Origin of the sequence: Anthropogastromicrobium aceti (assembly GCF_020687335.1) — a bacterium.
GTDB classification, from domain to species: domain Bacteria; phylum Bacillota; class Clostridia; order Lachnospirales; family Lachnospiraceae; genus Anthropogastromicrobium; species Anthropogastromicrobium aceti.
Genome location: NZ_JAJEQN010000024.1, coordinates 1 through 24,312, shown reverse-complemented (window position 1 = coordinate 24,312; position 24,312 = coordinate 1). Strand labels below are relative to the sequence as shown.

Here is a 24,312-nt window from a genome sequence, read left to right as displayed (position 1 = left end):
TTGTTTAGCTTTACTTTGCTTTTACAAACCATGTTTTATTGTGTGTTTTTGCAGTCACATGGATGCAATATGGGAGGCAAATGTGGAAATCGGACAGAGGATAAAGCAGCTGAGAGTCATGAAGGGGTTGACGCAGGAAGAGCTGGCAGACCGCGCGGAGTTATCGAAGGGCTTTATATCACAGGTAGAGAGGGATCTGACCTCTCCATCGATTGCGACACTGATGGATATTTTGCAGTGTCTGGGCGTTTCTGTCAGCGAGTTTTTTACAGAAGAACCCGAAGAACAGATTGTATTTACAAAGGAAGATTACTTTATTAAGAAGGATGAAGAGAACGAAAATACGATTGAGTGGATCGTTCCAAATGCACAGAAAAATCAGATGGAGCCCATTCTTTTGAAATTAGAGCCGGGAGGATCAACAGATCCAGACAACCCACATGAGGGAGAAGAGTTTGGATATGTCTTAAATGGCGCTGTCACAATTCATCTGGGAAATAAGGTTTACCGGGCAAAAAAGGGAGAAACCTTTTACTATGTATCTGGTAAGCAGCATTACTTAACATCAAAGGTAGGCGCGACAGTACTTTGGATTAGTTCACCGCCGACGTTTTGATCAGGTATCAGAAAAAATGTGTGAAAGGCATGGTTTTATAGTACAATGAAAGAATCGCTGGTTAAATTGGAGGGTATCACAAAAAGCTATGATGGGCAGATGATACTAGATGATTTAAATCTTGATATTTATCAAAATTCATTTGTAACGCTGTTAGGACCAAGCGGCTGCGGAAAGACCACAACGCTTCGTATCATCGGCGGTTTTGAGACACCTGACAAGGGAAAGGTTATTTTTGACGGACAGGATATTACATCCCTTCCGCCTCATAAGAGAGCATTAAATACTGTATTCCAGAAATATGCACTCTTTCCTAATATGACAATAGAAGACAATATTGCATTTGGCTTAAAAATCAAGAAAAAGTCAAAGCAGTATATTAAAGATAAGATTGCATATGCATTAAAGCTTGTTAATCTGAAAGGTTACGAGAAGCGTATGCCAGATTCTCTTTCAGGAGGACAGCAGCAGCGTATTGCTATTGCACGTGCTATTGTAAACGAGCCTAAGGTGCTTCTTCTTGATGAGCCGCTTGGTGCACTTGACTTAAAACTTCGTCAGGACATGCAGTATGAGCTAATTCGCATGAAAAAAGAGCTTGGCATTACCTTTATCTATGTCACACACGACCAGGAAGAGGCGCTTACAATGTCCGACCATATCATTGTAATGAACCAGGGTTATATTCAGCAGCAGGGTTCCCCGGAAAAGATCTATAACGAGCCAGAGAATGCATTCGTTGCAGACTTTATTGGTGACAGCAACATCATCGGTGCAACCTTCATTCAAGATGAGCTTGTAGAGATTTTAGGAAGCCGTTTTGCCTGTGTAGATAAAGGTTTTGGAAGAAATAAGCCAGTCGATGTCGTGATTCGTCCAGAGGATGTAGATCTTTTGCCAGAGGGTCAGGGAAGTCTCGAGGGAGTAGTTACTCATATGATCTTTAAGGGTGTACATTACGAGATGGAGGTCATGGCCGGCGGTTTTGAGTGGCTTGTCCACAGCACCGACATGTTCCCGATTGGAACAAAGGTAAGCATCCATGTCGATCCGTTTGACATTCAGATTATGAACAAGCCGGAATCCGAGGATGAGGAGGCGATGGGGGTCCATGAATAAGAAAAAATTGTTATCTGGACCGTACTTTGTCTGGATGATTCTCTTTACTATAATACCGCTTTTAGTGATTGCCTGGTATGGCTTTACAGACCGCACAGGTGCCTTCACGCTTGCAAATGTAAGAGCCATAGCAAGTCCAGAGCATCTAAAGGCACTTGGACTATCACTTAGTCTATCAATTGCCTGTACGATTCTTTGTTTGCTGATTGCATATCCGCTTGCCATGATTTTAAAAAAAACAGGTATGGGCAAGAAAGGCTTTGTTGTATTTATATTTATCCTGCCGATGTGGATGAATTTTTTGCTTCGTACCTACGCATGGTTAAATCTTCTTGATGACGGCGGTATTTTATTTAATATCTGCAGAAACTTAGGTCTTCCGACATTTAGTGTGGTAGGAACAAACGCGGCAATCATTATGGGTATGATCTACAACTTCCTGCCATTTATGGTTCTTCCGCTGTTTAACGTTCTAACAAAAATTGATGAGAATGTATTAAATGCAGCAAGAGATCTCGGTGCAAACAGTGCGCAGGTATTTTTTAAAGTAACATTGCCGCTCAGCCTTCCAGGTATTATAAGCGGTGTTACAATGGTATTTGTTCCGTCACTGACCACATTTGCCATCTCAGATCTTCTTGGTGCGAGAAAGATTATGTTAATCGGCAACATTATCGAGCAGGAATTTTCCACAGCTGATAACTGGCATCTTGGCTCAGGACTTTCACTTGTCTTAATGGTATTTATCTTAATCAGCATGGCAGTACTTGAGCATTACGATAAAAACGGGGAGGGAACATCATTCTGATGAAAAAATTAAAATCTTTTTTTTCGGGCATGTACCTTACACTGATCTTTATCTTTTTGTATGCCCCGATTGTAACATTAATTATTTTTTCCTTCAATGAAGGAAAAGGAAGCCGTTGGAAAGGATTTTCCTTAAAGTGGTATGAGGATTTATTTGAGAGCAGAATGATTATGGAGGCTCTCAGCAATACATTAATTATAGCATTTGTGTCCGCGTTAGTTGCCACACTGGTAGGCACAATTACATGTATCGGTATCAATGCATTAAAAGGAAAGTTTAAGACAACTTATATGGCTATAAACAACATTCCGCTTATGAATTCCGATCTTGTAACAGGACTTTCATTGATGCTTGTATTTATTTCTGTTGGCTGGAAGTTTGGCTTTTCCACTATATTGGTGGCGCATATCACGTTCAATATTCCGTATGTGATCTTAAGCGTTATGCCTCGTCTTCGCCAGACAAATGTAAGTACTTACGAGGCAGCTATGGATTTAGGTGCAACGCCACTGTCTGCTTTTTTTAAGGTTGTGCTTCCAGATCTTGCACCGGGAATTACATCTGGATTTTTACTGGCATTTACGATGTCTTTAGACGATTTTATCATCACCTACTTCACCAGAGGCGCCGGCATCAATACGCTGTCAACATTAATATACAGTGAAGTAAGAAAGGGCATCAAGCCAACAATGAACGCACTGTCAACAGTGATGTTTGTTTCTGTACTGCTGTTGTTAGTTTTAATGAACACGCTTCCGGACATGCGCGATAAAAGAAAAAGAAAACAAGAGGAGAAAAGTTGACTATGAAAAGAAGAGTATGGGCAGCAGCATCTGCTGCAATGATGGCAACTACTGCATTTGGCGCACAGGCTGTATTGGCAGATAAGTATCCAAATGGCCAGGTAAAGGTATTTAACTGGGGCGAATATATTGACGAGGATCTGATTGACGAGTTCGAAGATGAGTATGGTATCGAAGTTATCTATGATACATTTGATACAAACGAGGCTATGTATCCGCGTGTAGAGGCAGATCCAAGTCTTTATGACGTTATCTGTCCATCTGACTATATGATCGAGAAGATGATCCAGAATGATGTTCTGCAGGAGATCGACTGGGATCAGATCACAAACAAGGAAAACATTGGAGAAGTTTACTTAAAGAGCTGCGAAGGCTTTGATCCAGGCAATAAATATTGTGTTCCATATACATTCGGAACAGTCGGCATTCTTTATAATAAGGAATTAGTAGATGAGGATGCTGTAATTGACAGCTGGGATGTACTTTGGGATGAGACATACAAGAACGATATCATCATGCAGGATTCTGTGCGTGATGCATTTATGATCTCCTTAAAGCGTCTTGGCTATTCATGCAACACAACAGATGAGGACGAGTTAAACGAGGCAATGGAGGAGTTAAAGATCCAGTCCAAGTTAAACAAGGCTTACACCATCGACGAAGTGCGTGATAAGATGATCAACGGTGCAGCAGCAATCGGCGTTATCTACTCAGGTGAATATCTGTACTGCCAGGAAGAGAACGAAGACCTTGAATATGTAATTCCAAAAGAAGGAACAAATATCTGGTATGATGGTTGGGTTATCACAAAGGGCTCCGAAAATGTAGAAAACGCGCATAAGTGGATTGATTTTCTGTGCAGTCAGGAAGCAGCTTATGATAACTTTGAGTATATCTACTACGGAACACCAAATATCGCAGCACAGGAGTTAATCGACGAAGATATCATAAACAATCCGGGCGTATTCCCAGATGAAGAAACCATTGAAAAGTGTGAGGTTTACAATTATCTGGGCGAAGAAGCTGAAGATATGTATTATGAGCTTTGGAAGAAGGTAAAATAAAATAGTTGCAAAAAATACAAACCTGTATTAGAATAATGGTGCTGATAAAAGCGTTAAATATTATTTCCAAGGAGGAAAAACAAATGGCATACAAGATTAGTGATGAGTGTATTATGTGTGGTACATGTGAGGGTGAGTGCCCAGTAGGTGCAATCGCAGAGGGCGAAGGCAAGTACGAGATCGACGCAGACGCATGCATCGAGTGCGGAAGCTGCGCAGCTGCATGTCCAGTAGGTGCAATCAGCGAATAATTTATTCACTGTAAGAAAAAGACTGTCCGAGAGGGCAGTCTTTTTTGCTTACGTTTTATGTTTTCTTTTCCATGGCAGCCGGCTCGCGGCAGCCTCCTTTTGTTCACGCGACTTTTTGCGGCGCATAAAAAGTGTTTCATCAAGCTTGCGAAAGCGCTCCTCTGCCTCATCATCCTGCAGCCGCATTCTATAATCCATCTCCTTGATAACCTTTGTGCTGACCTGTTCCGTGATTTTTTCTGCGATAACATTGTCAAGCTGCACACCTATCTTTTCGCAGATTGTATCTGCAAGCTGTGCATTAACATCAGCGGAGTGTCGGCACAGTGCCTCATCTAAAATACGGTTCATAACATCTTCAAATTCCTCCATGCGAAGCTTTCGTGCAAGCTCCGTCTGACTTGCAGAGACAGGAAGAATAGCCGGAAGCGTATCAGGCAGCTCACTGGCTCGTTTATTCATCTCATCAGATAATTTCACCAGATAATAAAATTCATCATCATCCAAAAGAGCCAGTCTTGGAACCACCAGCTTAATAGCCTTTAGCTGATAGCCCGCATCACGCAAAATCTTAATCCGCTGAAACATCAGAAGTTGCGCATTTGTGTAGCAGCGATAGCCCTGATCATTTCTCATGATAGGAAGACCAAGCTCCTCCTCCCAGTATCGAAGCACATGAGCCTCCATATTGAGCTGCTTGCAGGCATCCGAAATCAAAATGGGCTGTTCGTCAGCGGCCTGAATAGTTTCCTGCAATTGCTGTTCTGTTTTTTCCTCTCGATCCTGCATAAATTCCTTCCTTTCTAAAATGAAAGCTGTGTTCACATGAACATCAAAATATCCTATAGCGATACTATATCAGCTTTTATGGGCAGCGCGAAAAAATTCCTTCGTTTCATTTCCCCAAATTTTTCGAGGATTCTACATTGCTTTGCATACAAAAAGGGTGGTATCATTTCTTTATATAGAGAGAAAAGAAAGGAGAAAAAACAAATGAAACAGATATTTTCTTATCTGATTCCGTATCGGGCAAGAATGGCAGTAGGTTTTTCAATAAAGGTTGCTGCTACCATTGTTGAACTTTTGATTCCGTGGGCACTTTCCATCATGGTAGATAAGGTGATTCCGACTGAAAACATTGGCTTTGTATTTGCGTGGGGCGGTGTAATGATTTTATTTGCGCTTCTTGCGCTGCTTGGAAATATCGTGGCAAACCGCATGGCATCGCTTGTTGCCAGAAATACAACAGAAAGAATCCGTCTGCAGCTGTTTTCAAAGATCAGCTTTTTATCTGCCAGACAGCAGGAGCAGATAGGACAGGCATCACTAATTTCAAGATCAACATCAGATACTTACAACATTCATCAATTTATCGGTATGATGCAGCGCCTTGGCGTGCGTCAGCCTATCATGCTTATCGGAGGTCTTGCCGTCACGCTTTCAATGGATGCGCCGCTTACATGTATCATGCTGGCACTTCTTCCAGTCATGGCATTTCTTGTATATTTGTTTTCAAGTAAAGGTGTGCCAATGTACACAAAGGTGCAGGAGGCAGTAGATCGCTTTGTGCGTCTTGTAAGAGAGGACATTGCAGGTATTCGTGTCATCAAGGCACTGTCAAAGACAGACACAGAAAGAAGTAAATTTGCAAAAATAAATGAAGAAGTTGTAACGCGTGATCAGCATGCCGGAATGATCATGGGTGCAATGAACCCTGTCATGAGCATCATTTTAAATATAGGATTGGTGCTAGTTCTTTTCGTAGGTGCAAAGCGTGTCAATGAAGGATTAACAACACCAGGTGTCATCATGGCATTTATGTCATATGTGACAATTATTTTAAATTCAATTTTGTTTTTGTCACGAATTTTTGTAATGTATTCAAAGGCATCTGCATCCGCAAGACGTATCAGCGAGGTATTAAATCTGCCTGAGGATCTTATGGTAGAGCATCCTGTTGGAAATGTAGATTCAGTAGTAGAAAAGGCAGTGAATGAGGCAGAGGCAGCCGCTGCCAAAGAGACAGGTGCAGAGTTTGTCCTGCCGCAGATTATCTTCGATCATGTATCCTTTAGTTATGAGGATGGGGACGGTGAGGACTGTCTGCATGATGTAAGCTTTACAGTAAATAAAGGAGAAACGCTTGGTATTATAGGAGCCACCGGCTCAGGAAAGACAACTATTGTGAATCTTTTGATGCGCTACTATGATCCGGACGAAGGACACATCTATGTCAATGGCCGCGATGTGCGCACCTACACGTCAAAGGAACTCATGCCTCTTTTTGGTGCTGCCTTCCAAAATGATGTTATTTTCCATGATACAATCTATGAGAACATTCGCTTTGGACGTGATGTCTCAAAGAAAGAAGCAATGGCAGCAGCACAGGATGCGCAGGCTGTCGAGTTTATTGAGGAAAAGGGACTTGATACTATGCTTGCCATTAGGGGAATGGATCTTTCAGGCGGACAAAAGCAGCGTCTTTTAATTACAAGAGCGCTCGCAAAGCATCCGCAGATTCTTGTGCTTGACGATTCATCAAGTGCGCTCGATTATGCGACAGATGCACGTCTTCGCAGGGCAATTCAGGAAAATTATGGCGATCTTACATCCATTATTGTAGCGCAGAGAATCAGTTCAATTTACCGCGCCGATAAGATTATCGTTCTTGAAGATGGAGAAATGATCGGCTATGGAACACATAAAGAGCTGATGGAAAGCTGTGAGGTCTATAGGGAAATCAGCCAGTCACAGATGGGAGGTGGTATTGATGAAGCATAAGAATATGAAACAATATGAAGAAAAAAATGCTCCAAAGCTTAACCATGATATCACGCTGGAAGAGATCGAGGCCGCATGCCGCGCACATCAAAAGGAAAATGATAACCGCAACATGGCAGAGGAGTGCCGCGCTATTGCAAGAGAACAAAAAGAAAAAATGCAGGCACAGTTTACAAAAGGAAAGGGTGAAAAGCGTCATATCCTGCTTCGCCTTGGCCGTTATCTGTGGCAGTTTAAAGGTTGGTTGTTTCTTGCCATCTTGTTAAGTATAAGCTCAAATCTGCTGTCGCTAGCAGGTCCTATGTATTCTGGCTATGCCGTCGATGCGATGGTTGGCAAGGGACAGGTAAATATGGAGCGTGTAATTTACTGCTGTGAGATCATGATTGCGCTGTATTTAGTATCAGCAGCACTTGCCTATATCTTAAATCTTGTCATGCTTCAGATTACAAAGCGCATAGTCTCAACTATGCGAAGCAATATCTTCGACCGCCTGATGCGTCTTCCTGTCAGCTTCTTTGATACGCACGCGGCAGGCGATATTATAAGCCGTATCACCTATGATGTAGATACAATAAACACAAGCCTTTCAAATGATGTTGTGTCACTTGCTGCAAGCTTTATTACAGTAATAGGCTCGCTAGTTATGATGCTTTTAATTTCACCGCCGCTTGTATTGATTTTTGTCGTTACTGTACCGCTTACAATCTTCTTTATTAAAAAGCTTACAGGACTTACAAGACCTCTTTTTCGTGCCCGTTCAGGAAAGCTTGGCGAGTTAAACGGCTTTATAGAGGAGATGCTTGCAGGTCAGAAAAGCTTAAAGGCATATCATCAGGAAGTCAATACAATAGGCAAGTTTCAGGCAAAAAATGAGGAGGCTGTGGATGCTTATTACCGCGCCGATTACATGGGCAGCATGGTAGGACCGTCAGTAAACCTTGTCAACAATATTTCACTTGCACTAGTCACGATCTTTGGAGCGATTCGCTTCATATTTGGTCAGATGACACTTGGAAATATTTCCTCATTTGTTCTATATTCAAGAAAATTTTCTGGTCCAATCAACGAGTCTGCAAATATCATGAGCGAGCTGCAGTCAGCACTTGCCGCCGCAGAGCGCGTGTTTAGGCTGCTTGATGAGACAGAGGAGCCGGCTGACAGCACAGATGCGAAAGTACTAACCGACATTTACGGAGACGTAGAGCTGTCACATGTAAGCTTCGGCTACACAAAGGATCATACTATTATCCATGATCTGAGTTTACATGCAGAACCGGGCAAGCTTATTGCAATAGTCGGTCCTACAGGAGCAGGAAAGACAACCATCATAAATCTTTTGATGCGCTTTTACGATATCGACAGCGGAAAAATTACTATTGATGGAAACGACATTACAAAGGTTACAAGAGACAGTCTGCGCCGTGCATTTGCCATGGTACTGCAGGATACGTGGCTGTTTCACGGAACAATTTATGAAAATATCGCCTACGGCAAGCCAGATGCCACACTCGAAGATGTGCAGCGTGTCTGCAAGGCCGCCCGTATTCATAACTATATAATGCGTCTGCCAAAGCAGTACGACACAGTACTTACAGATGACGGAAGAAATATTTCTAAGGGACAAAAGCAGCTTCTAACTATCGCCAGAGCAATGCTTCTTGATGCACATATGCTGATACTCGATGAGGCTACATCAAATGTCGATACAAGAACAGAGCTTCAAATTCAGGAAGCCATGCTGGAGCTTATGAAAGACAAGACATGCTTTGTAATAGCACATCGCCTCTCGACAATTCAGAATGCAGACTGTATACTAGTTGTAAAAGAAGGCGAAGTAATCGAACAGGGAACACATGATGAACTTATGGAGAAACGCGGCTTCTATCGCTCACTGTATGATTCACAATTCGCAGGAAAACAGATTTAAGAAAGGAAGAAATTCATGAAAGATTTGTCAAAGACTGAACTTTTAATTATGAAATGTGTATGGGGTTCTGACCGTCCGGTGACAGCGACACAGATTCAGCAGATTCTGCTGGAAAAATATCAGACTGAACTTGACCGCAGATCACTCGGCACGCTTATGTACCGCCTTGATCAAAAGGGCTATGTCAACGTAGATGTCAGCACAAGAGTAAACCTCTATACAGCAAAGGTAAAGGAAGAGGAGGCGAGAAAAAAGAAGGGAAGAGAAATCTTAAAGCTCTGGTATAACGGCTCTCTTGATCAGCTTGTCTCAGATCTTTACAGTGCAGAGGATGAGGACGAAGAAGATAACTGATGAAAAAGAAAGGCAGGTGAAAACATATGGAAACATCAGAGTGGTCTAACTTTTTCTTTCAGTGGGCAGCAACATTATTTTGGATTTTCTTTCTGACTGGAATGACAGGAAGCATAATAGCAAATTTGTGGCGCTTTGCTAGAAAACGTCACTTTATAAACGATACGATCTTTATGAGGATGCTTCTTTGGCCTGTTTTGATCAGTTTCTTTGTCCCGGTGATTTTTCTGTACTGGCAGCAAAAAGAAGGCAGACATGCATTTCAATATGAAATGTTTCGTTCAGCAGGATTTGTGACGCTTATGCTTAGTGCTGTTATAATTATCTGGCTGGCAGGCGCTTTGCGAAGAACTGCTATTACAGTATGTCAGCTTAATAGCCTGTATCAGTTAAAAATAAACGCGAAGCGAGATCTTTTGTGGCAGGAGGATGAACAAAAAGAAACATATAAGCTTTGCACTAAAATGGGTATCTGCCGCCATGTTAATGTTTTTATAAGCAAAGAGATTGTGTCGCCAATGACAATGGGATTTTTAAATCCATGTATTTTTCTTCCGGCAGGTGAAATCGACAAAGAGACGCTTAGGTTAATTCTAGTGCATGAACTGACGCATATTCATCACAAAGATTTCTTAATGAAGCAGATGATGCTTGTGATTTCAAGTCTTTATTGGTTTTGTCCGGGCATAAATGAGCTTTTTGCAGAATTAAATGTATGTAATGAATATTATTGTGACCTTGACAGCATCAAACAGCTTGGCATAGAGCAACATGAATATTTTTCAAAGATTCGTGCCTTTGCAGCCGATCAGAAGCAGCGGCGTGCATATGCGTATTCAGCACTGTGCGAAAACAAAAACACGTTAAAAGCGCGTGAGCGTGCCGCTCAAAAGACGCAGCTTGCACAAAACAGTAAGATGTTTACAGCAACAGGACGTATAACAGCTGTAATTCTTGCAGGCATTATCTTATGTACAAGTGCCTATACAATCAGCTTTGCATCAATAGTCAGCTATGATGCCGCAATGAAATTTATTACATCAGAAGAAACGGAGTATCAGAAAAAGCAGACAGAGCTTGATGTATCTGACCTTTATTTTACTGGTGATGAGATTAAAATTGATGAGCTGCTATCAAAAAAATCAGCCCATAAATATGGTTCAGATGAACAAAAATGGACGCTGCAAAAAGATCAGGAAATTCAGTTTGGTCCGTTCTACAAAGAAAAAGGCGAGAGCATATGGGTTTATACATACGCGAACTATAAAGTAGAATATGGAATCATCCGTGACACGAAAAGACGCTGCCTGGAAGGAAAGAATGAAGGCCATAATTTTGATATAGAAGAGAGTGGGATGTATTATGTCTTTATCAGAAATTGGTCAGGAGAGCGGACAAAGGGTGGATCGCTGGTGGTACAGTGAGCTGCTTATTGCGAAGGGTACATAGAATGGATATACAGCTTGAGTGGGAAAAACAGACAAGAAAAAATGAAAAGATAAGAAGAAATTATAAAAAATAACAAGATTACTGCTTGACAGATTCGTAACATTATGTTAGTACTTGACTTCCGTTGTTTCTCTCAAAACCTAGTACTCAACTGTTAATCAGCATGTAAAAAGCCATACGCATGACGAGGATGCAGAGTCCAACGCCACGGTTGTCGGAGACCTTGAACGAGGCTGTTTTCTTTATCCAATTAACTCTCATACATCTGTAAATAATGCCCTTTTCTTTTTGTTCTGTCGTAAAATAGTACTCTATATGTTTCTCTTTTACAGAGTACTATGATCATACAACATGCAGAAAATTTTTTTGATAAAAATTTTTCTGATAGGGTATCAAATTTTCTAGCAAAATCAAGCTTTTTAGAGTATTTGGATCACACAGAATATATGTTTGTGAATCAAAACGTCGGAAATTTCATAGTACTACTACGGAAGACGGGAACGTTTCGAAAAGTGCTGCACCGAGCAATACGAAGAAATGTTGAATAGCCTTTTTGATTTGCTGTCTACACTGAATTAAACTGCTCCGACTATTTTATCAACGGAATGAACTTGCCGGTTTATGCGGTTTGTGTAGTGCATAGTGCACATAAATACGATATCACACTTGAATTAAAAATGACAAAAAAAACAAAAAAGAGCGCAATAAATGACTGCTTTGATAAAAAATACACAAAAAATAATATTGACAAGTATACAAACAAAGTGTACAATATATAGTATAAAAAATCGGAAGAATATAGAAAGGAGAATTTGATTTATGGCAAGAGAAAAACTATTTTATGGAGTGTTATGCGGAGCACTCATAGCGACTGTTTCTGTTAAGGCAGCATCTACATATTCATATGTAACTATTAGTAAAGGACAGTCGTCTGTACAGTCAGAAGCTGTAGGAGTATCAACTTCAGCAAAATACTTTGCATTGAACAAATCAACTTCATCAGGTGCTTTGGATGTTCGTGCATATGCATGTTGGGTAGGATGGCCGTATACATTGGAATATTCAGCGTCGTTACAGCCAGGGGATTCTGTCACGCATTACGAGCCACAGGATAAGAATTCTAGTTTTTATGTGAAACTTGTAGGAAATGGTTTGTGTGATGGAAGCGCATATGTAGAAGCTAAGTAGGAATATTAAACAGACTAAAAATAAGAGAGACAGTTTGACAGATGGTGTGAATTGTCTCTCTTATTGTAATATATAAAGGAGTATGTTTATATGAATAATATCGTAGCAAAGCATTTTTTTCGACAAAAAAGCATAATATTTATTACTGTTGCATTATTTTTAATATCACTAGGTTTCTGCATTTTTTTTTCGATTTTGGGAATGACAGCATTTGAAGTACTTCATACATTGTGTCGGTTTGAATTTTATACTTGCTTTGTCTGGGTGTGCATCACGTTTGGGTTTGTTTCAAGAGCGGTAAATGCGTCGGTTCGTGAAGTTTCAGATTCATATGCAGGTAAATATTATTCGTATGAGATGAGTGCATCGACTTTCCTATTGATTGTATATGTAGTTTGGAATGTATGTGTAGTGGGAATTTTGCTTTTTTGCTCCTTGAAAAATGATGGAACTTCATTTTTTTGTGCTTGGTTTTGGAAAAGCTACTTCATTAATGTAGTATTTCCACAGCTGATTTGCGCAGGACTTACGATTGCAGTAGTGATTTCTTCACGACAATATGCCGCGTTTTTTTGTTTGATTTTCTTTTTGTTTATGATTAGCCCATTTGCAGAGCAGATTGTGTGGGTATCTTCTACAGGATTAAAAATCGAAAAAATATGGGAAATAATAAGGCACCCGTTTTTGATTTTATACCAAAATGGAGAATGGGCACCTGATTCAATGTATGGTCTTCAGACGGAAACATTTCGCATTGAATTGCAAATATTTTGGCTAGTGTCAATTGTATTCATACTGCTCGCTCGTTTTACAAGGAAAAGTTTGTGGTATATAGGTTTGATATTTGCATGTAGCATGCTTGTGATATCCTTTATTCCATTTTCTGCATATCGGTTGAATGCAAATTGGAATGGTATTTTTTATGATAGAACAATTTATGCAGATTCAAACAATGAATCAGATAACGGAAACAAAACATGCGCTGATTCCTCTGATGTCAATTTTACAGTAACGGAATATCAGTTGGATGTGAAACTAAAGAGAGAAGTGTCAGTCGATTTGAATATGCGTATTTGTGCAGAGACTCCGATTGATAATTTCCTCTTTACTCTTTATAGAGGATATCGGGTTGATTCGGTATATGCTAATGATGAGTCTGTTTCAATTAGTTGGATACAAAATGGCGATGAACTTGTGCTGAATACAGAGAAGACTGTTTCAGAGTTAATAGTGTATATAAGCTATCATGGGCATAGCAGTAGATTTTATTCAAATTCAGAGGCATGTCTTTTGCCGGGATGGTTTGCATGGTATCCGATGCCGGGCAGACATGAGATTTTTACTTATGATGATAGCGGCGCATATGGGTATAATCCGTATAATCGAATTCGAGAGACAACGGTTTATTTGAAAGTGAATAAAGAAGCAGTTACAAATTTGAATAAAACGCGAGATGGCTATTATTCTGACAAAGCAGATAGTATTACACTTATGACAGGAAATCTTGTTTCAGTAGAGACACAGCAAAATGTCTCAGATAATATGCCAAGTTTGATTGATTATCTGCCTTTGAACCTTTATAAGGGGCAGACAGAGCAAAAATATATTGAGCAGGAAAATGAGAATATAAAACGAGAAATAGAGATATTTAAGCAGTATTTTCAAAATGAGCAGCTGGATTTTGGAGGAATGAAGATTATCTATTCGACAGAAGATTTGGGACGCAACTTTTCAAATAATAACATAGCCATTTTTGATGATTATATTCTATGCTCAGCTGGATATTTTTCTGCAAGAAATTTGTTTTATTACCTAGCACAGGAGAATGCTCATAGAACAAAATTGGCAGACGTGATACTAAATCATATTTCGCTATATCAAAATCCGTCAGATTCAGTGATTGATTTTTCAAATACACTTTCTATGTGGAAGAATATTCTGACACAGGAAGATGAGAGATTGTCTGTGGAATTAGAGACACTTGAATCAATATGTAATTCGTATATAAATCAGAAAAAAGAACTCGAATTGATGCAAATGCTTACAGGGTATGCAATAAATCAAAGTGCTTACCAAAATGATAGTGAGTTCATAGAATATTTGCAGAATGGAGTGTTAAATGGAAATTAGAGGATTAACAAAAAAATATGGCAAGAAAAGTGTAGTGGATGAGGTGGATTTGTCATTGGATTGTAAAACATATGCACTTCTTGGTCCGAATGGCGCAGGAAAAACAACGTTGATACGAATGTTAGCGGGAGTACTAAAACCCACTTCTGGAAGTATTTCGCAAGATTTAAATAAAGAAAGTATAGGATATGTGCCACAGCGTTTTGGCTGTTTTCCAGATGTTACGGTGTATGAGCAACTGCAATATTTTTGCTTTTTAAAGAATATTTCAGTTAGGGAAGAAAAAGAACAGATAAATTCGGTATTGAAATTGGTTCATCTTACTGATCAAAAAGAGATTCGGTGTAAAAAATTATCTGGAGGAATGATTCGAAGAGTGGGAATCGCGCAGGCACTGCTGGGTTCGCCCAGACTACTGCTGCTTGATGAGCCTACGGTTGGACTGGATTTGGAGGAGAGGCTTCGCTTCAATCAGGTGATTACTTCATTGCAAGGTAAAAGTACGATAATGATATCGACTCACCAGACGGAAGATATCCGAGATATCTGTTCTCAAATTATCATAATGAATAATGGACGTATCTTGGTTGATTCTGATAAAAACGACATTATTCGATATGCACAGGGAAAAGTATACTTGATTCCTGCGTCGAAAAATATTCAAAATGAGCATTGTTTTGTTATGAATGCAGAGACGAATGGTGCAGAAAGCTTAATAAGAGTCCTTTCAGATGTAAAACCAGATGAGGGAGTTTTGCAAAAAGCAACGCTAGAAGATGGATATTTTGCATATATTAAGAAGTTTTGAGAGGTAGAAATGAGAATTTATTTTTATTGGCATGCAAAGATCCTTCAAGTACGTAAATGGAAAATCTTTTATTTTGCAACAATGGCTTTTGTGTTGTTCGCGATTATCAGTTCAAAACTTCTTACTGGAGGAAATGCATCTGAAGAGCATTTACGAATGGCTTTTTTCATGATTCAATATGAGTCTGCGATTCTATCAGTACTGTTTTTTGCAACAGATTTTTTTGTGTATTTCCATTTAAGAGGGCGGGAAAGCAGTTTTGTGTATCGAAAGCGTTTGCTTATTGGATGGAATCTATTTTCTTTTGCATGGTATGTCATATTTTGTCTGCCAATGTGGCTTATTATACAGCAGGCAAATAATGAGTATGCGAATAGTATCGGTATTTTTTTGTTGGAAATGATAGAAATAAGATTACTGATGAGTGTGGTGATTGTAATAGGACACTCGGTGGAAACTGCATTAGCAGTAGGCATCTGCGTGATCTGTTTTTGTTTCCTATTTGGAAAAGTAATGCCAGCCTTCCTTAGCATTTTGTGTGCGGAAATACCGATTTTTCTTTCAGATCAATGGTATATTGGTCATGCACTGAAAAGCTGTTCATTAGCGATGATTGTATACATAGGGTGTCGATAAAACACAAAGAAAAATGGAATATATAAATTATATTAATAGTTTTTCTGGAAGGCTGACGCTGGAATCCCCCGATGTATTGAAAAAAGTGCAAAGAAACGTATTTGTATGCTTGTAAGATTTTAGGGGATATGATATTATACTTGACTTTCGTCGTTTCTCTCAAAACCTAGTACTCAACTGTTAATCAGCATGTAAAAAGCCATATGCATGACGAGGATGCAGGGTCCAACGCCACGGTTATCGGAGACCTTGAACGAGGCTGTTTTCTTTATCCAATTAACTCTCATACATCTGTAAATAGTGCCCTTTTCTTTTTGTTCTGTCGTAAAATAGTACTCTATATATTCCTCTTTTACAGAGTACTATGCAGTACTATGATAATACAACATGCAGAAAATTTTTTCAATAAAAAAGATTTTCTAAGAGGGCATCAAATTTTCTAGCAAAATCAAGCTTTTTAGAGTATTTGGATCACACAGAATATATGTTTGTGAATCGAAACGTCGGAAATTTCATAGTACTACGACGGAAGACGGGAGTGGGAAAAACAGACAAGAAAAAATGAAAAGATAAGAAGAAATTATAAAAAATAACAAGATTACTGCTTGACAGATTCGTAACATTATGTTAGCATAATAACAAGATGTTACGAATCTTTTTAAGCATACATGAGTTGTTTTTTACTTGCAATGTACAAGGCGCCAGAGGTAAGTAGTGGGGATCAAATTTAACTAAGGTACTTAAATAATTCTTAGTATACAGATTCAAGATAATACGCATTTGTGCTTGAAAGAGCAGAACTTACATTGATTTTATGTTGTCTAAAAGGAAGAAAGTTATTACAACTCTCCCTCCCGTGTTTTGTAGTGTAGTTGCTTGCAAACTATTTTACAGCATAACGGAGAGAGTTGAAATACTTTCATTACTATTTGTGCCGCCAGCTGAAGGCGGCGGAATGGAGGTTATTATGAAAAAAATTTTATCCCTTATTATTTCGCTTGCTATGTTTCTCTCATTGTCAATTACTACATTTGCCTCAGATGCGTTAGCGGTAGCTCAGCCTGAAAGCGTCTCTCAGGAAAATACATCTAATCCATTTATTTCTCCTGAAGCCTACATTAAATATTTAGAGTCATTTGGTAATGAATACAGTGAATTTTTATCTCAATTTAAAACACTCTCTCCTGAGAAACAACAGACGATTCTTGATGTTTTATCTAATGGAGGGACACTTGATGTAAAACTTTCTGAGCCAATCGTAACTACTCCATCTATAGCACGCACATCTCAATTGGGTGTTTATTATGATGCAGACTTCCAATTGTTTGGAATAACTTTCGTAACAATTAGATTAGAAGGTCGGTTTACACGTTCTGGTACAACTGTAAAAACTGTTGAATATAAAAATGCCTATATTGTGAAAAACTGGGTTCCACTTAGTGGCTTTGAGAGGACCTCTCTTGATGCCTATGTTAGTAATGGCAGATTCTATGCTTCAGCAGCATTTACAGCCTATGTTGGAGCAAAAATTGGAGATAATATTATAGGTGTAACCCCACGAACATTCTATATTTCTATGAGTTGCAATGGCGCTGGTGTTGGTACAGGAAATGCTTGGTGATCATATGAGGTTTATTAAAACAGCAGGCATAATCGTATTGATATTTGTAGTGATAGTTATACTTTTGAGTATTGTAATCTTAGCATTAACTCATAATTGACATACTCCTACGGTTAAAACTGGGGGATTAGTGTAAAAGTGCGGTTGCATGAGTACACTGTACTACAGAGATGATACATATATTTGTGAGAAAACAGAGGACGGGTCACTTGTGGTATAGTAAAAGGATGAAGCCAAATAGGTGCCTTAAGGAAAATGTAAGAAAAAATATATAAATGTTAATTGACAGATTCGTAACATTGCGTTAGTATAATAACAAGATGTTACGAATCTTTTTTTGATTATACATTGATTGTTTTCTACTTGCATATATAAAGGCGCCGAAGGTAAGTAGGGGGGATCAGTTGTGTAAAATATATCACAAAGGCGAAAGCCTAGAAGGAGGCTTCTATGAAAAAGAGAGGCTTAGCAGCTGCTTTGGCTATGCTGACAATGGCAACGACGGGAACTGCGTTTGCAGCAACAAATTTTTGGCAACCTGTGTATTATACAAATGTAGGGTATAATGCATCTACGGTTAATAAGGTTGCAAATGCGGATCATGCTTATATTGGAGTAACAGGAAGCAATCATAATGAACTTTCTACAAACTATTTAGTTACAAGAGCAGATAATGGAGTACAGATGACTCAGGGAGCTTTTGTTATTTCAAATGGAGATAGAAGTAGAAAATCAAATCCATATAAGTCAGGATATTATCAGTATTCAGGTAATTGCGTATTACGAATTAATGCAGCACAATCAGAAGCTAATTATACAGTTTGGGGAAAATGGAATCCGAACGGCTAAAAAATAAGCAAAGTATTAAGAGTATCACCCTAGAAGGTTTCTCTAGGGTGATATTTCGTAGGAGGAGTCCGATGAAAAATAAGAAAAAGAAAATTTTAACAATGGTAGTTGTATGCAGTTTGTTGGGAACATTGGGCGGATGTAGATTTAAAAGGAATGTTGATATTAGTATTCCAACGGAACCTGAAAAAACTCAATCAGAAATGAATCAGAACGATGAAGATATGAGTCAAGTTCAAAATGAAAGTGCGCAGACAAGTGCTGAGACATTGAGTGTTGTATATAAAAATATTGATCTGAATCTTTTTGCACAGGTATTTATGGAAACCTCAACAATAGAAGAAGCGGAAAAATATAAGCCGAAGCATTCACTTGGCGAATATTACTATGAAATAGGTGGAAAGACAATTGTATACACTGGTATAACATCAGGTATTATCAGCTATAATGACGTGACAGATGGTGCGGGAGATTGTTATGATGCTATTATAAATTCATTAGGATATCTTACAAATGGAATGGGAAATTCGTTTAGACAGTTATGTCCAAATGAAAGTTTAGATATATGTTCAAAAGAACAGGCAATAGAAGCTTGTAGTAAATACGCACAGGCATGTGGATATGGAAGTGATTGTGATATTACAGTATATGCTTTTACATTGGATGCAATAGAAAAGGTTAATGAAGTGTTTGCTGATAGTATCAGTGCGCCAGGTGAAGGGTTTGATATTGTGACAAAAGGTCAGGTGGAAGAACTACGAGATGAAGGAAAAGATGAAGAAGCAGAAAAAATGGATGATCAGTTACATAGTGCAACTGGGCGCGGATTGCCATGGAAAAAAGAGCATGAAGCCATGGTAGTGTATTATCGATCAAAATTAAATGGAATGTTGTTAGATTCACATGATGCAGGATTAGAAATTGTCTATGTTCCATATATAGATAAAATTGTATTAATAACAGGACATGTTCCTTGCCAACAAACTGCTGTATCAAAAATCAGTGAATTGATTAGCAAGGAAGCAGCGGTGTCTCAGGTAGCACAAACATTAGGAGTACGTACACAGGATGACATACAAATTGATGCGGTTTCGTTAGTGTATGCAATGCAATATGCAGGAACAGATCAGTTGTGTGCAATTCCTTCATGGAAAGTAGATTATGTATTGAAAAATGCAGATGAAAATACAAAAATCAGAGACTCTGGATCATTATGGATTGATGCAGTAAGTGGGTTTGTGGCTGATTATTGGAAACAAGATTAGAGTGAGGTAACGATATGTCAAATTGTTTTCGCATGGATTTGAAAAGAAGTATTTTCTGCAAAAAATTTTGCGCGGTTGTGCTTGGTGTGTTGATAGTATTGATTATTTCAACATGGGATGATTTAAAAATGTATACGAGATGGGGGGATGTTCCAGGATATAGCGGACCAGTTGATACACTAGCAAAAAGTTTAGCATTTGATAAATTTAAAATAGTAGTAGTGTTTTTGCTAGGCGGACTCTATACGGGAAGTTATTGTAGTGATATGCAAAGTCGATATATTCGGTCTATTTTTACAAGAACAACAATTACATCATATACATTAACGAGGTTTGCAGTTAACTGCTTGGCGATTATTTTAGGAATGTTAGTATCTTTTGGACTCTATAGTATTCTTTGTCTTTTCGGAGGGATGCCATTAGTAGGAAGTTATGTGGAAGGATTCTTTTACGGAGCCTTTGCAGTACGACATCCAGTTTTTTATCTAATTATGATGGCACTTCAGTTTGGTGTTATTACAGTGGCATGTAGTGGTATTGGTTTGTTGCTATCGGTATATCAGGCAAATTTGTTTGTGGCAGTAGGAACATGTGGACTGGTATTTTATGTGGCAGTCTCTTATATTCCGAGTAGAAGTATATTTAGTATACTCGGATTGATTTCTATGTCATCAACTTGGGGAAGTACAGTATCTCATAGAATTATGTTTTTATGGGGGATGCTGTATCCGCTGACCATATATGCTTTTTGTGCATTTTTCTTTGCGAGAAGACTAGAATGGAGGAAAAAACATGGGCTTATTTAAACGTTCAATGGCAGTTACTTCCATTAATTTTAATTGTTGGAGACGGGACTTTAGAGTAAAATTTATTCTTTTATTTACTGCACTTATTGTTTTTAATACATTGAAACCTGTTTTGCAGTACGGACTAGATAATGGTGTAGTATCTACACCACTTCTTCTTCCGTTACTATTTGGAAGTACGGAGATTTCAATAGGAACACCGAAAATGTACTTTCATATTGGGCTTATTTTGTTACTCTGTGATGCACCATTTTATTATCCGATTACACCATATGCAATCATGAGGAGCAAACGCTCTGGTTGGTGCATTGGTACTTGTCTGTACATAGCAGCAGTTTCACTTGTTTACATCGCATTTATTACAGTTTGCGCAGCACTGGTAGCCGTTCCAATTCTTTCCTTGAGGGACAGTTGGGATGGAGCAGCAGCGGATCTTATTTATGGAACCTCACAGATGAGTAAAGAGCAATTAGCTCAATTATATCCAACGGTTATTCCAATTATAGTTGTAAAATATCTATATCCAAGTGGAGCAACACTTTATACGTTTCTGACGGCATGGGCTTCCTTTACACTGCTTGGTATGATTTTGTATTTGGTTAGCTTGATCAGCAAAAATATATTGTGGGGATTGGCTGTGACAGGAATCATTGTTTTTCTTGATCCGATATTGATGTGGCTTGCATGGCCTAAAAATTATTGGCTGCAATATTTTTCGCCTGTCTGCTGGACAAGTGTAGAGTCACTAGATTCTGTACAGGCACATCGGGCACTCACGATTCCAGCAGTTTCAGCTCTGTATGTAATTTTGTTGTTGGCATCTTTTGTGGCAATCTATTACCAGAGCAAACGAATCATGATCACAGATTTGCAGGGAAACAATGAACAATAATGAGTGATCAAAAAGAGAAAGTGAGGACGTAGAATGATCGAAATAAAAGATTTGACAAAGAGCTTTGATGGTGTGGAAGTTTTATCTCATATTAGCATGACGCTGGAAAAAGGAAAAATTTATGGCCTTGTTGGACGAAATGGATCAGGAAAAACGATGCTGATGAAGCATATTTTGGGTTTCGTTTCGCCCACATCGGGAACCATCACAATTGATGGTAAAGTACTTGGAAAAGATATTGATGCGCCAGATAATATTGGAGCCATTATTGAAAATCCAGGATTTTTGCCTGGCTATTCCGGTTTTCGCAATTTAAAAATGCTTGCATCAATTCGTCATAAGATTTCCGATGAAGATATTAAAAATGCGATTCGTCTTGTTGGACTTGACCCAGAGAGTAAGAAGCATGTAGGAAAATATTCGCTCGGTATGCGTCAGCGCCTTGGACTAGCGCAGGCACTAATGGAGCACCCAGATATTCTTCTTTTGGACGAGCCATTGTCAGGCTTAGATAACGATGGCGTGCAGGAAATGTACCAGATTCTTCTAAAGCAAAGAGAAGAGGGAAAGCTAATCGTTGTCGCCAGCCACAGCAGCGAGGACATCCGTGTCCTTTGCAATGAGATTTTCCATTTTGACAAGGGAAAGATGATCGATCACCAGATCGCAGAAAAGTAGTTCAAAGTAGATTGAAGCTTGTTTGAAGTGATATTGAAGTTGACTTTGAAGTGACTTTGAAGTAAAATTGAAATGACATTGAAGTTTTAAAACAAGCTTGATGCTATTTTGGAGGTGAACGCATGTATTTGGAAGAGCTTATTGGAAACGTACAGCTAGAAAATGATAAATTTGAATGTAAAAGCAGACTAAATAGAGAAGATGTAGTAGGATGGCTGAAAAGTATTGCAGGTTTTGCGAATGCACTAGGTGGAGAATTTTATATTGGCGTAGAGGATAAGACTAATAAATTGATTGGATTTAGCCGCACTGAGGCTGACAATGAGCGTAATTATTTCAATAATCAGGTGAATGAACATCTGTCACCTAGACCGCAGATGAAGATTTCCTTCCTTTCGTATGAAGTAAAAGGAAATGAGCGCTTTGTGATTCGGGTAAATATTCCAGAGTCAGTTGTAAAGCCAGTCATATTAAAATATAAAAATATTCCATCTATTTTCATGCGAAGGGATGGCTTTACAAATGGTGCAACCTACGAGGAAATTATAGAGATGAGTGTGAAAAGCAAAAATACACAATACGATGTTTTAGCATCTGATGAGAAATATGAGGCAGATAAGTTTCACATTTTGCATGAGTTTTATTCCGAGCATAATAATGGAAAGGAAATTGCCGAAAAGGCACTTCGCTCTATGGGCTTTTATGATGAGAATGGTTTTTTAGCAAATGGCGCTGTACTGTTTCAAGATGGATATGATGGAAGAAAAACACAAGTACAGTGTTCTGTTTTTTCAGGATTTACAAAAGGCAGTGAGCGGATTGTAACCATTAACCGTTTTCAGGGAGATCTTATTTCTTCAATTAAATATATGACAGAATTTGTTTTACAGCGAATGAATCATTCAGTGATAAAACAAAAGGATGGCAGAAAAAATATTGATGCATATCCACAGAGGGCATTGTTTGAGGGAATTATCAATGCTGTAGCTCACCGTGATTATTTTCTTGATGGGACTCAGATTCAAGTAGATTTGTTTAGGGATCGTTTGGAAATTTCGTCTCCAGGAGGTTTTTACAGGGGAGAAAAGCTAGGAAAAACATACGATTTATCTGGAATTATTTCAAAGAGAAGAAACGAACTAATTTGTTCTGTGTTAGTGTCCTGCAATGTGATGGAAGCAGCAGGAACAGGATTTGATAAGATTGTGGAGGATTATAAAGATGCAGACGAGAAGCATCGGCCGTTTATTTCTTCAGCATCTGATCATTTTACACTAGTGCTGCCAGACTTAACATATGTTGATGGCATAGAGGAAAGCGCAATTCCAACTATTGAATTTGCACCAGTTCCAGAAGGCACAGATTTTGACGAGAAGGTGTTGTCATTTTGCTATTATCGCGCACGCAAGGTTTCGGAGATAGCAGCTTATCTCGGTGTGAGAGATTCTTCATATCTGCGAAAAAAGGTTCTGGAAAATCTTGTGCAAAATGGATATCTGGAGAAAAATAAGGTGTCGAGGGCAATGTATTACAAGACAAAGCATGAGTCTGTATATGTAAGATGAAAAATCATCACTTTGTTACAGTTTACGGCTTTTGTAGACTAGCTATGTGAACTGTAATACCACTTCACAGTTTTATTAAACTAAAGTGAAAAAGTGCTTGACAACTAAAACGTTGAATAATATAATAAAAAACAGCTAGATAACAAAAAAATAAAAGCAAAGGATAATCAATGGTGATTACACAAGACCTTGATTTCCTTTGCTCTTTTTTGTAATTAGGCAGTAAAGGGCAGCCCTTGGGCAGCGAAAGGAGCAGATTATGAGAAAAAACAAAGCACTTGCATTGGCGCTTGCAGCGGCGATGACAGCATCGATGACACCGATCACGGCAATGGCTGATGAGACAGAGGGGTTAACTTCCTATTATACTTATCAGACTGCTGTGAATGAGATGGAGACATTCTGCGTACAGAATGCGCAGAACGCAAAGGAATTGCAGGTTCTCACAAACTGTATCGATGGACTTCTTTCCATGAATACAAAGGGCGAGCTGATTCCTGACTTTTGTAAATGATTATAGCAAGATTTACAGTCTGTACGGTATCGTAAGCGGTTATCGTTATTTGACATACTCCCACGGTTAAAACCGTGGGATTCCTTAGATTCTTGTAGCGTCATCCAGCCCTATAGACTGAAATATAGCCACAGTATTCAGGATTTATGCTGATGGGATTTCATACGTCGTGTACTACTTTCTCA

23 protein-coding genes are annotated in these 24,312 nt (G+C 38.8%); 22 read left to right on the top strand and 1 reads right to left on the bottom strand.

Annotated elements, in window-relative coordinates:
* Positions 1 to 82 precede the first annotated feature (82 nt).
* The 6 genes from LKD48_RS10015 to LKD48_RS09990 all read left to right on the top strand — a co-directional run bounded on the left by LKD48_RS10015 (position 83) and on the right by LKD48_RS09990 (position 4,661).
* Positions 83 to 616: a helix-turn-helix domain-containing protein gene (locus LKD48_RS10015; protein ID WP_227101615.1), complete on the top strand. Its 534-nt coding sequence runs from the start codon at positions 83 to 85 to the stop codon at positions 614 to 616.
* A gap of 45 nt (positions 617 to 661) precedes the next feature.
* Positions 662 to 1,735 (top strand): ABC transporter ATP-binding protein, encoded by a 1,074-nt coding sequence (locus LKD48_RS10010; RefSeq protein WP_262538976.1) that lies wholly within the window; start codon positions 662 to 664, stop codon positions 1,733 to 1,735.
* On the top strand, positions 1,728 to 2,543 hold the full coding sequence (locus LKD48_RS10005) for an ABC transporter permease (RefSeq protein WP_227101616.1): 816 nt from the start codon (positions 1,728 to 1,730) through the stop codon (positions 2,541 to 2,543). The genes LKD48_RS10010 and LKD48_RS10005 overlap by 8 nt, the downstream gene beginning before the upstream one ends.
* Positions 2,543 to 3,346, top strand: coding sequence for an ABC transporter permease (locus tag LKD48_RS10000; protein WP_156500964.1), 804 nt, complete (start codon positions 2,543 to 2,545; stop codon positions 3,344 to 3,346). The genes LKD48_RS10005 and LKD48_RS10000 overlap by 1 nt, the downstream gene beginning before the upstream one ends.
* Before the next feature lie 2 nt (positions 3,347 to 3,348).
* The gene (locus LKD48_RS09995; RefSeq protein ID WP_066562755.1) at positions 3,349 to 4,410 is read left to right on the top strand and encodes an ABC transporter substrate-binding protein; all 1,062 of its coding nucleotides are present in this window, start codon (positions 3,349 to 3,351) and stop codon (positions 4,408 to 4,410) included.
* A gap of 83 nt (positions 4,411 to 4,493) precedes the next feature.
* The gene (locus tag LKD48_RS09990) at positions 4,494 to 4,661 is read left to right on the top strand and encodes a 4Fe-4S ferredoxin (RefSeq protein ID WP_066562753.1); all 168 of its coding nucleotides are present in this window, start codon (positions 4,494 to 4,496) and stop codon (positions 4,659 to 4,661) included.
* Positions 4,662 to 4,709: 48 nt separating this feature from the next.
* Here the strand turns inward: LKD48_RS09990 and LKD48_RS09985 are convergent, their stop codons facing one another.
* A complete protein-coding gene (locus tag LKD48_RS09985) occupies positions 4,710 to 5,450 on the bottom strand; it encodes a helix-turn-helix domain-containing protein (RefSeq protein ID WP_308731934.1) in 741 nt (246 codons plus the stop codon).
* Positions 5,451 to 5,654: 204 nt separating this feature from the next.
* Between LKD48_RS09985 and LKD48_RS09980 the strand changes: the two genes are divergently transcribed.
* The 16 genes from LKD48_RS09980 (at position 5,655) to LKD48_RS09905 (ending at position 24,127) form a co-directional block, all read left to right on the top strand.
* A complete protein-coding gene (locus tag LKD48_RS09980) occupies positions 5,655 to 7,442 on the top strand; it encodes an ABC transporter ATP-binding protein (RefSeq protein WP_308731933.1) in 1,788 nt (595 codons plus the stop codon).
* The gene (locus LKD48_RS09975; RefSeq protein ID WP_308731932.1) at positions 7,432 to 9,372 is read left to right on the top strand and encodes an ABC transporter ATP-binding protein; all 1,941 of its coding nucleotides are present in this window, start codon (positions 7,432 to 7,434) and stop codon (positions 9,370 to 9,372) included. Before LKD48_RS09980 ends, LKD48_RS09975 begins: the two co-directional genes overlap by 11 nt.
* A 15-nt stretch (positions 9,373 to 9,387) precedes the next feature.
* Positions 9,388 to 9,726, top strand: a complete 339-nt coding sequence (locus LKD48_RS09970) for a BlaI/MecI/CopY family transcriptional regulator (RefSeq protein WP_308731931.1) — start codon at positions 9,388 to 9,390, stop codon at positions 9,724 to 9,726.
* 26 nt (positions 9,727 to 9,752) lie between these two features.
* On the top strand, positions 9,753 to 11,150 hold the full coding sequence (locus LKD48_RS09965; RefSeq protein WP_308731930.1) for a M56 family metallopeptidase: 1,398 nt from the start codon (positions 9,753 to 9,755) through the stop codon (positions 11,148 to 11,150).
* A gap of 844 nt (positions 11,151 to 11,994) precedes the next feature.
* Positions 11,995 to 12,363, top strand: coding sequence for a hypothetical protein (locus tag LKD48_RS09960; RefSeq protein ID WP_308731929.1), 369 nt, complete (start codon positions 11,995 to 11,997; stop codon positions 12,361 to 12,363).
* Between the two features lie 90 nt (positions 12,364 to 12,453).
* Positions 12,454 to 14,493 carry a hypothetical protein gene (locus LKD48_RS09955; protein ID WP_308731928.1) on the top strand — a complete coding sequence of 680 codons (2,040 nt, stop codon included), beginning with the start codon at positions 12,454 to 12,456 and terminating at the stop codon, positions 14,491 to 14,493.
* Positions 14,483 to 15,301 (top strand): ATP-binding cassette domain-containing protein, encoded by an 819-nt coding sequence (locus LKD48_RS09950; protein ID WP_308731927.1) that lies wholly within the window; start codon positions 14,483 to 14,485, stop codon positions 15,299 to 15,301. Before LKD48_RS09955 ends, LKD48_RS09950 begins: the two co-directional genes overlap by 11 nt.
* A gap of 9 nt (positions 15,302 to 15,310) precedes the next feature.
* On the top strand, positions 15,311 to 15,937 hold the full coding sequence (locus tag LKD48_RS09945) for a hypothetical protein (RefSeq protein WP_308731926.1): 627 nt from the start codon (positions 15,311 to 15,313) through the stop codon (positions 15,935 to 15,937).
* 955 nt (positions 15,938 to 16,892) lie between these two features.
* The gene (locus LKD48_RS09940; protein WP_308731925.1) at positions 16,893 to 17,558 is read left to right on the top strand and encodes a hypothetical protein; all 666 of its coding nucleotides are present in this window, start codon (positions 16,893 to 16,895) and stop codon (positions 17,556 to 17,558) included.
* A gap of 450 nt (positions 17,559 to 18,008) precedes the next feature.
* Positions 18,009 to 18,407, top strand: coding sequence for a hypothetical protein (locus LKD48_RS09935; protein ID WP_308731924.1), 399 nt, complete (start codon positions 18,009 to 18,011; stop codon positions 18,405 to 18,407).
* A gap of 71 nt (positions 18,408 to 18,478) precedes the next feature.
* Positions 18,479 to 19,672, top strand: a complete 1,194-nt coding sequence (locus LKD48_RS09930) for a hypothetical protein (protein WP_308731923.1) — start codon at positions 18,479 to 18,481, stop codon at positions 19,670 to 19,672.
* Between the two features lie 14 nt (positions 19,673 to 19,686).
* Complete coding sequence (locus LKD48_RS09925; RefSeq protein ID WP_308731922.1) at positions 19,687 to 20,478, top strand: hypothetical protein; 792 nt, start codon at positions 19,687 to 19,689, stop codon at positions 20,476 to 20,478.
* Entirely contained in the window at positions 20,465 to 21,370 is a 906-nt protein-coding gene (locus tag LKD48_RS09920; RefSeq protein WP_308731921.1) for a hypothetical protein, read from the top strand. The genes LKD48_RS09925 and LKD48_RS09920 overlap by 14 nt, the downstream gene beginning before the upstream one ends.
* Before the next feature lie 33 nt (positions 21,371 to 21,403).
* Positions 21,404 to 22,048, top strand: coding sequence for an ATP-binding cassette domain-containing protein (locus tag LKD48_RS09915; RefSeq protein WP_308731920.1), 645 nt, complete (start codon positions 21,404 to 21,406; stop codon positions 22,046 to 22,048).
* 122 nt (positions 22,049 to 22,170) lie between these two features.
* Positions 22,171 to 23,613, top strand: coding sequence for an ATP-binding protein (locus LKD48_RS09910; RefSeq protein WP_308731919.1), 1,443 nt, complete (start codon positions 22,171 to 22,173; stop codon positions 23,611 to 23,613).
* 259 nt (positions 23,614 to 23,872) lie between these two features.
* The gene (locus LKD48_RS09905; protein WP_308731918.1) at positions 23,873 to 24,127 is read left to right on the top strand and encodes a hypothetical protein; all 255 of its coding nucleotides are present in this window, start codon (positions 23,873 to 23,875) and stop codon (positions 24,125 to 24,127) included.
* The last annotated feature ends 185 nt before the right edge of the window (positions 24,128 to 24,312 follow it).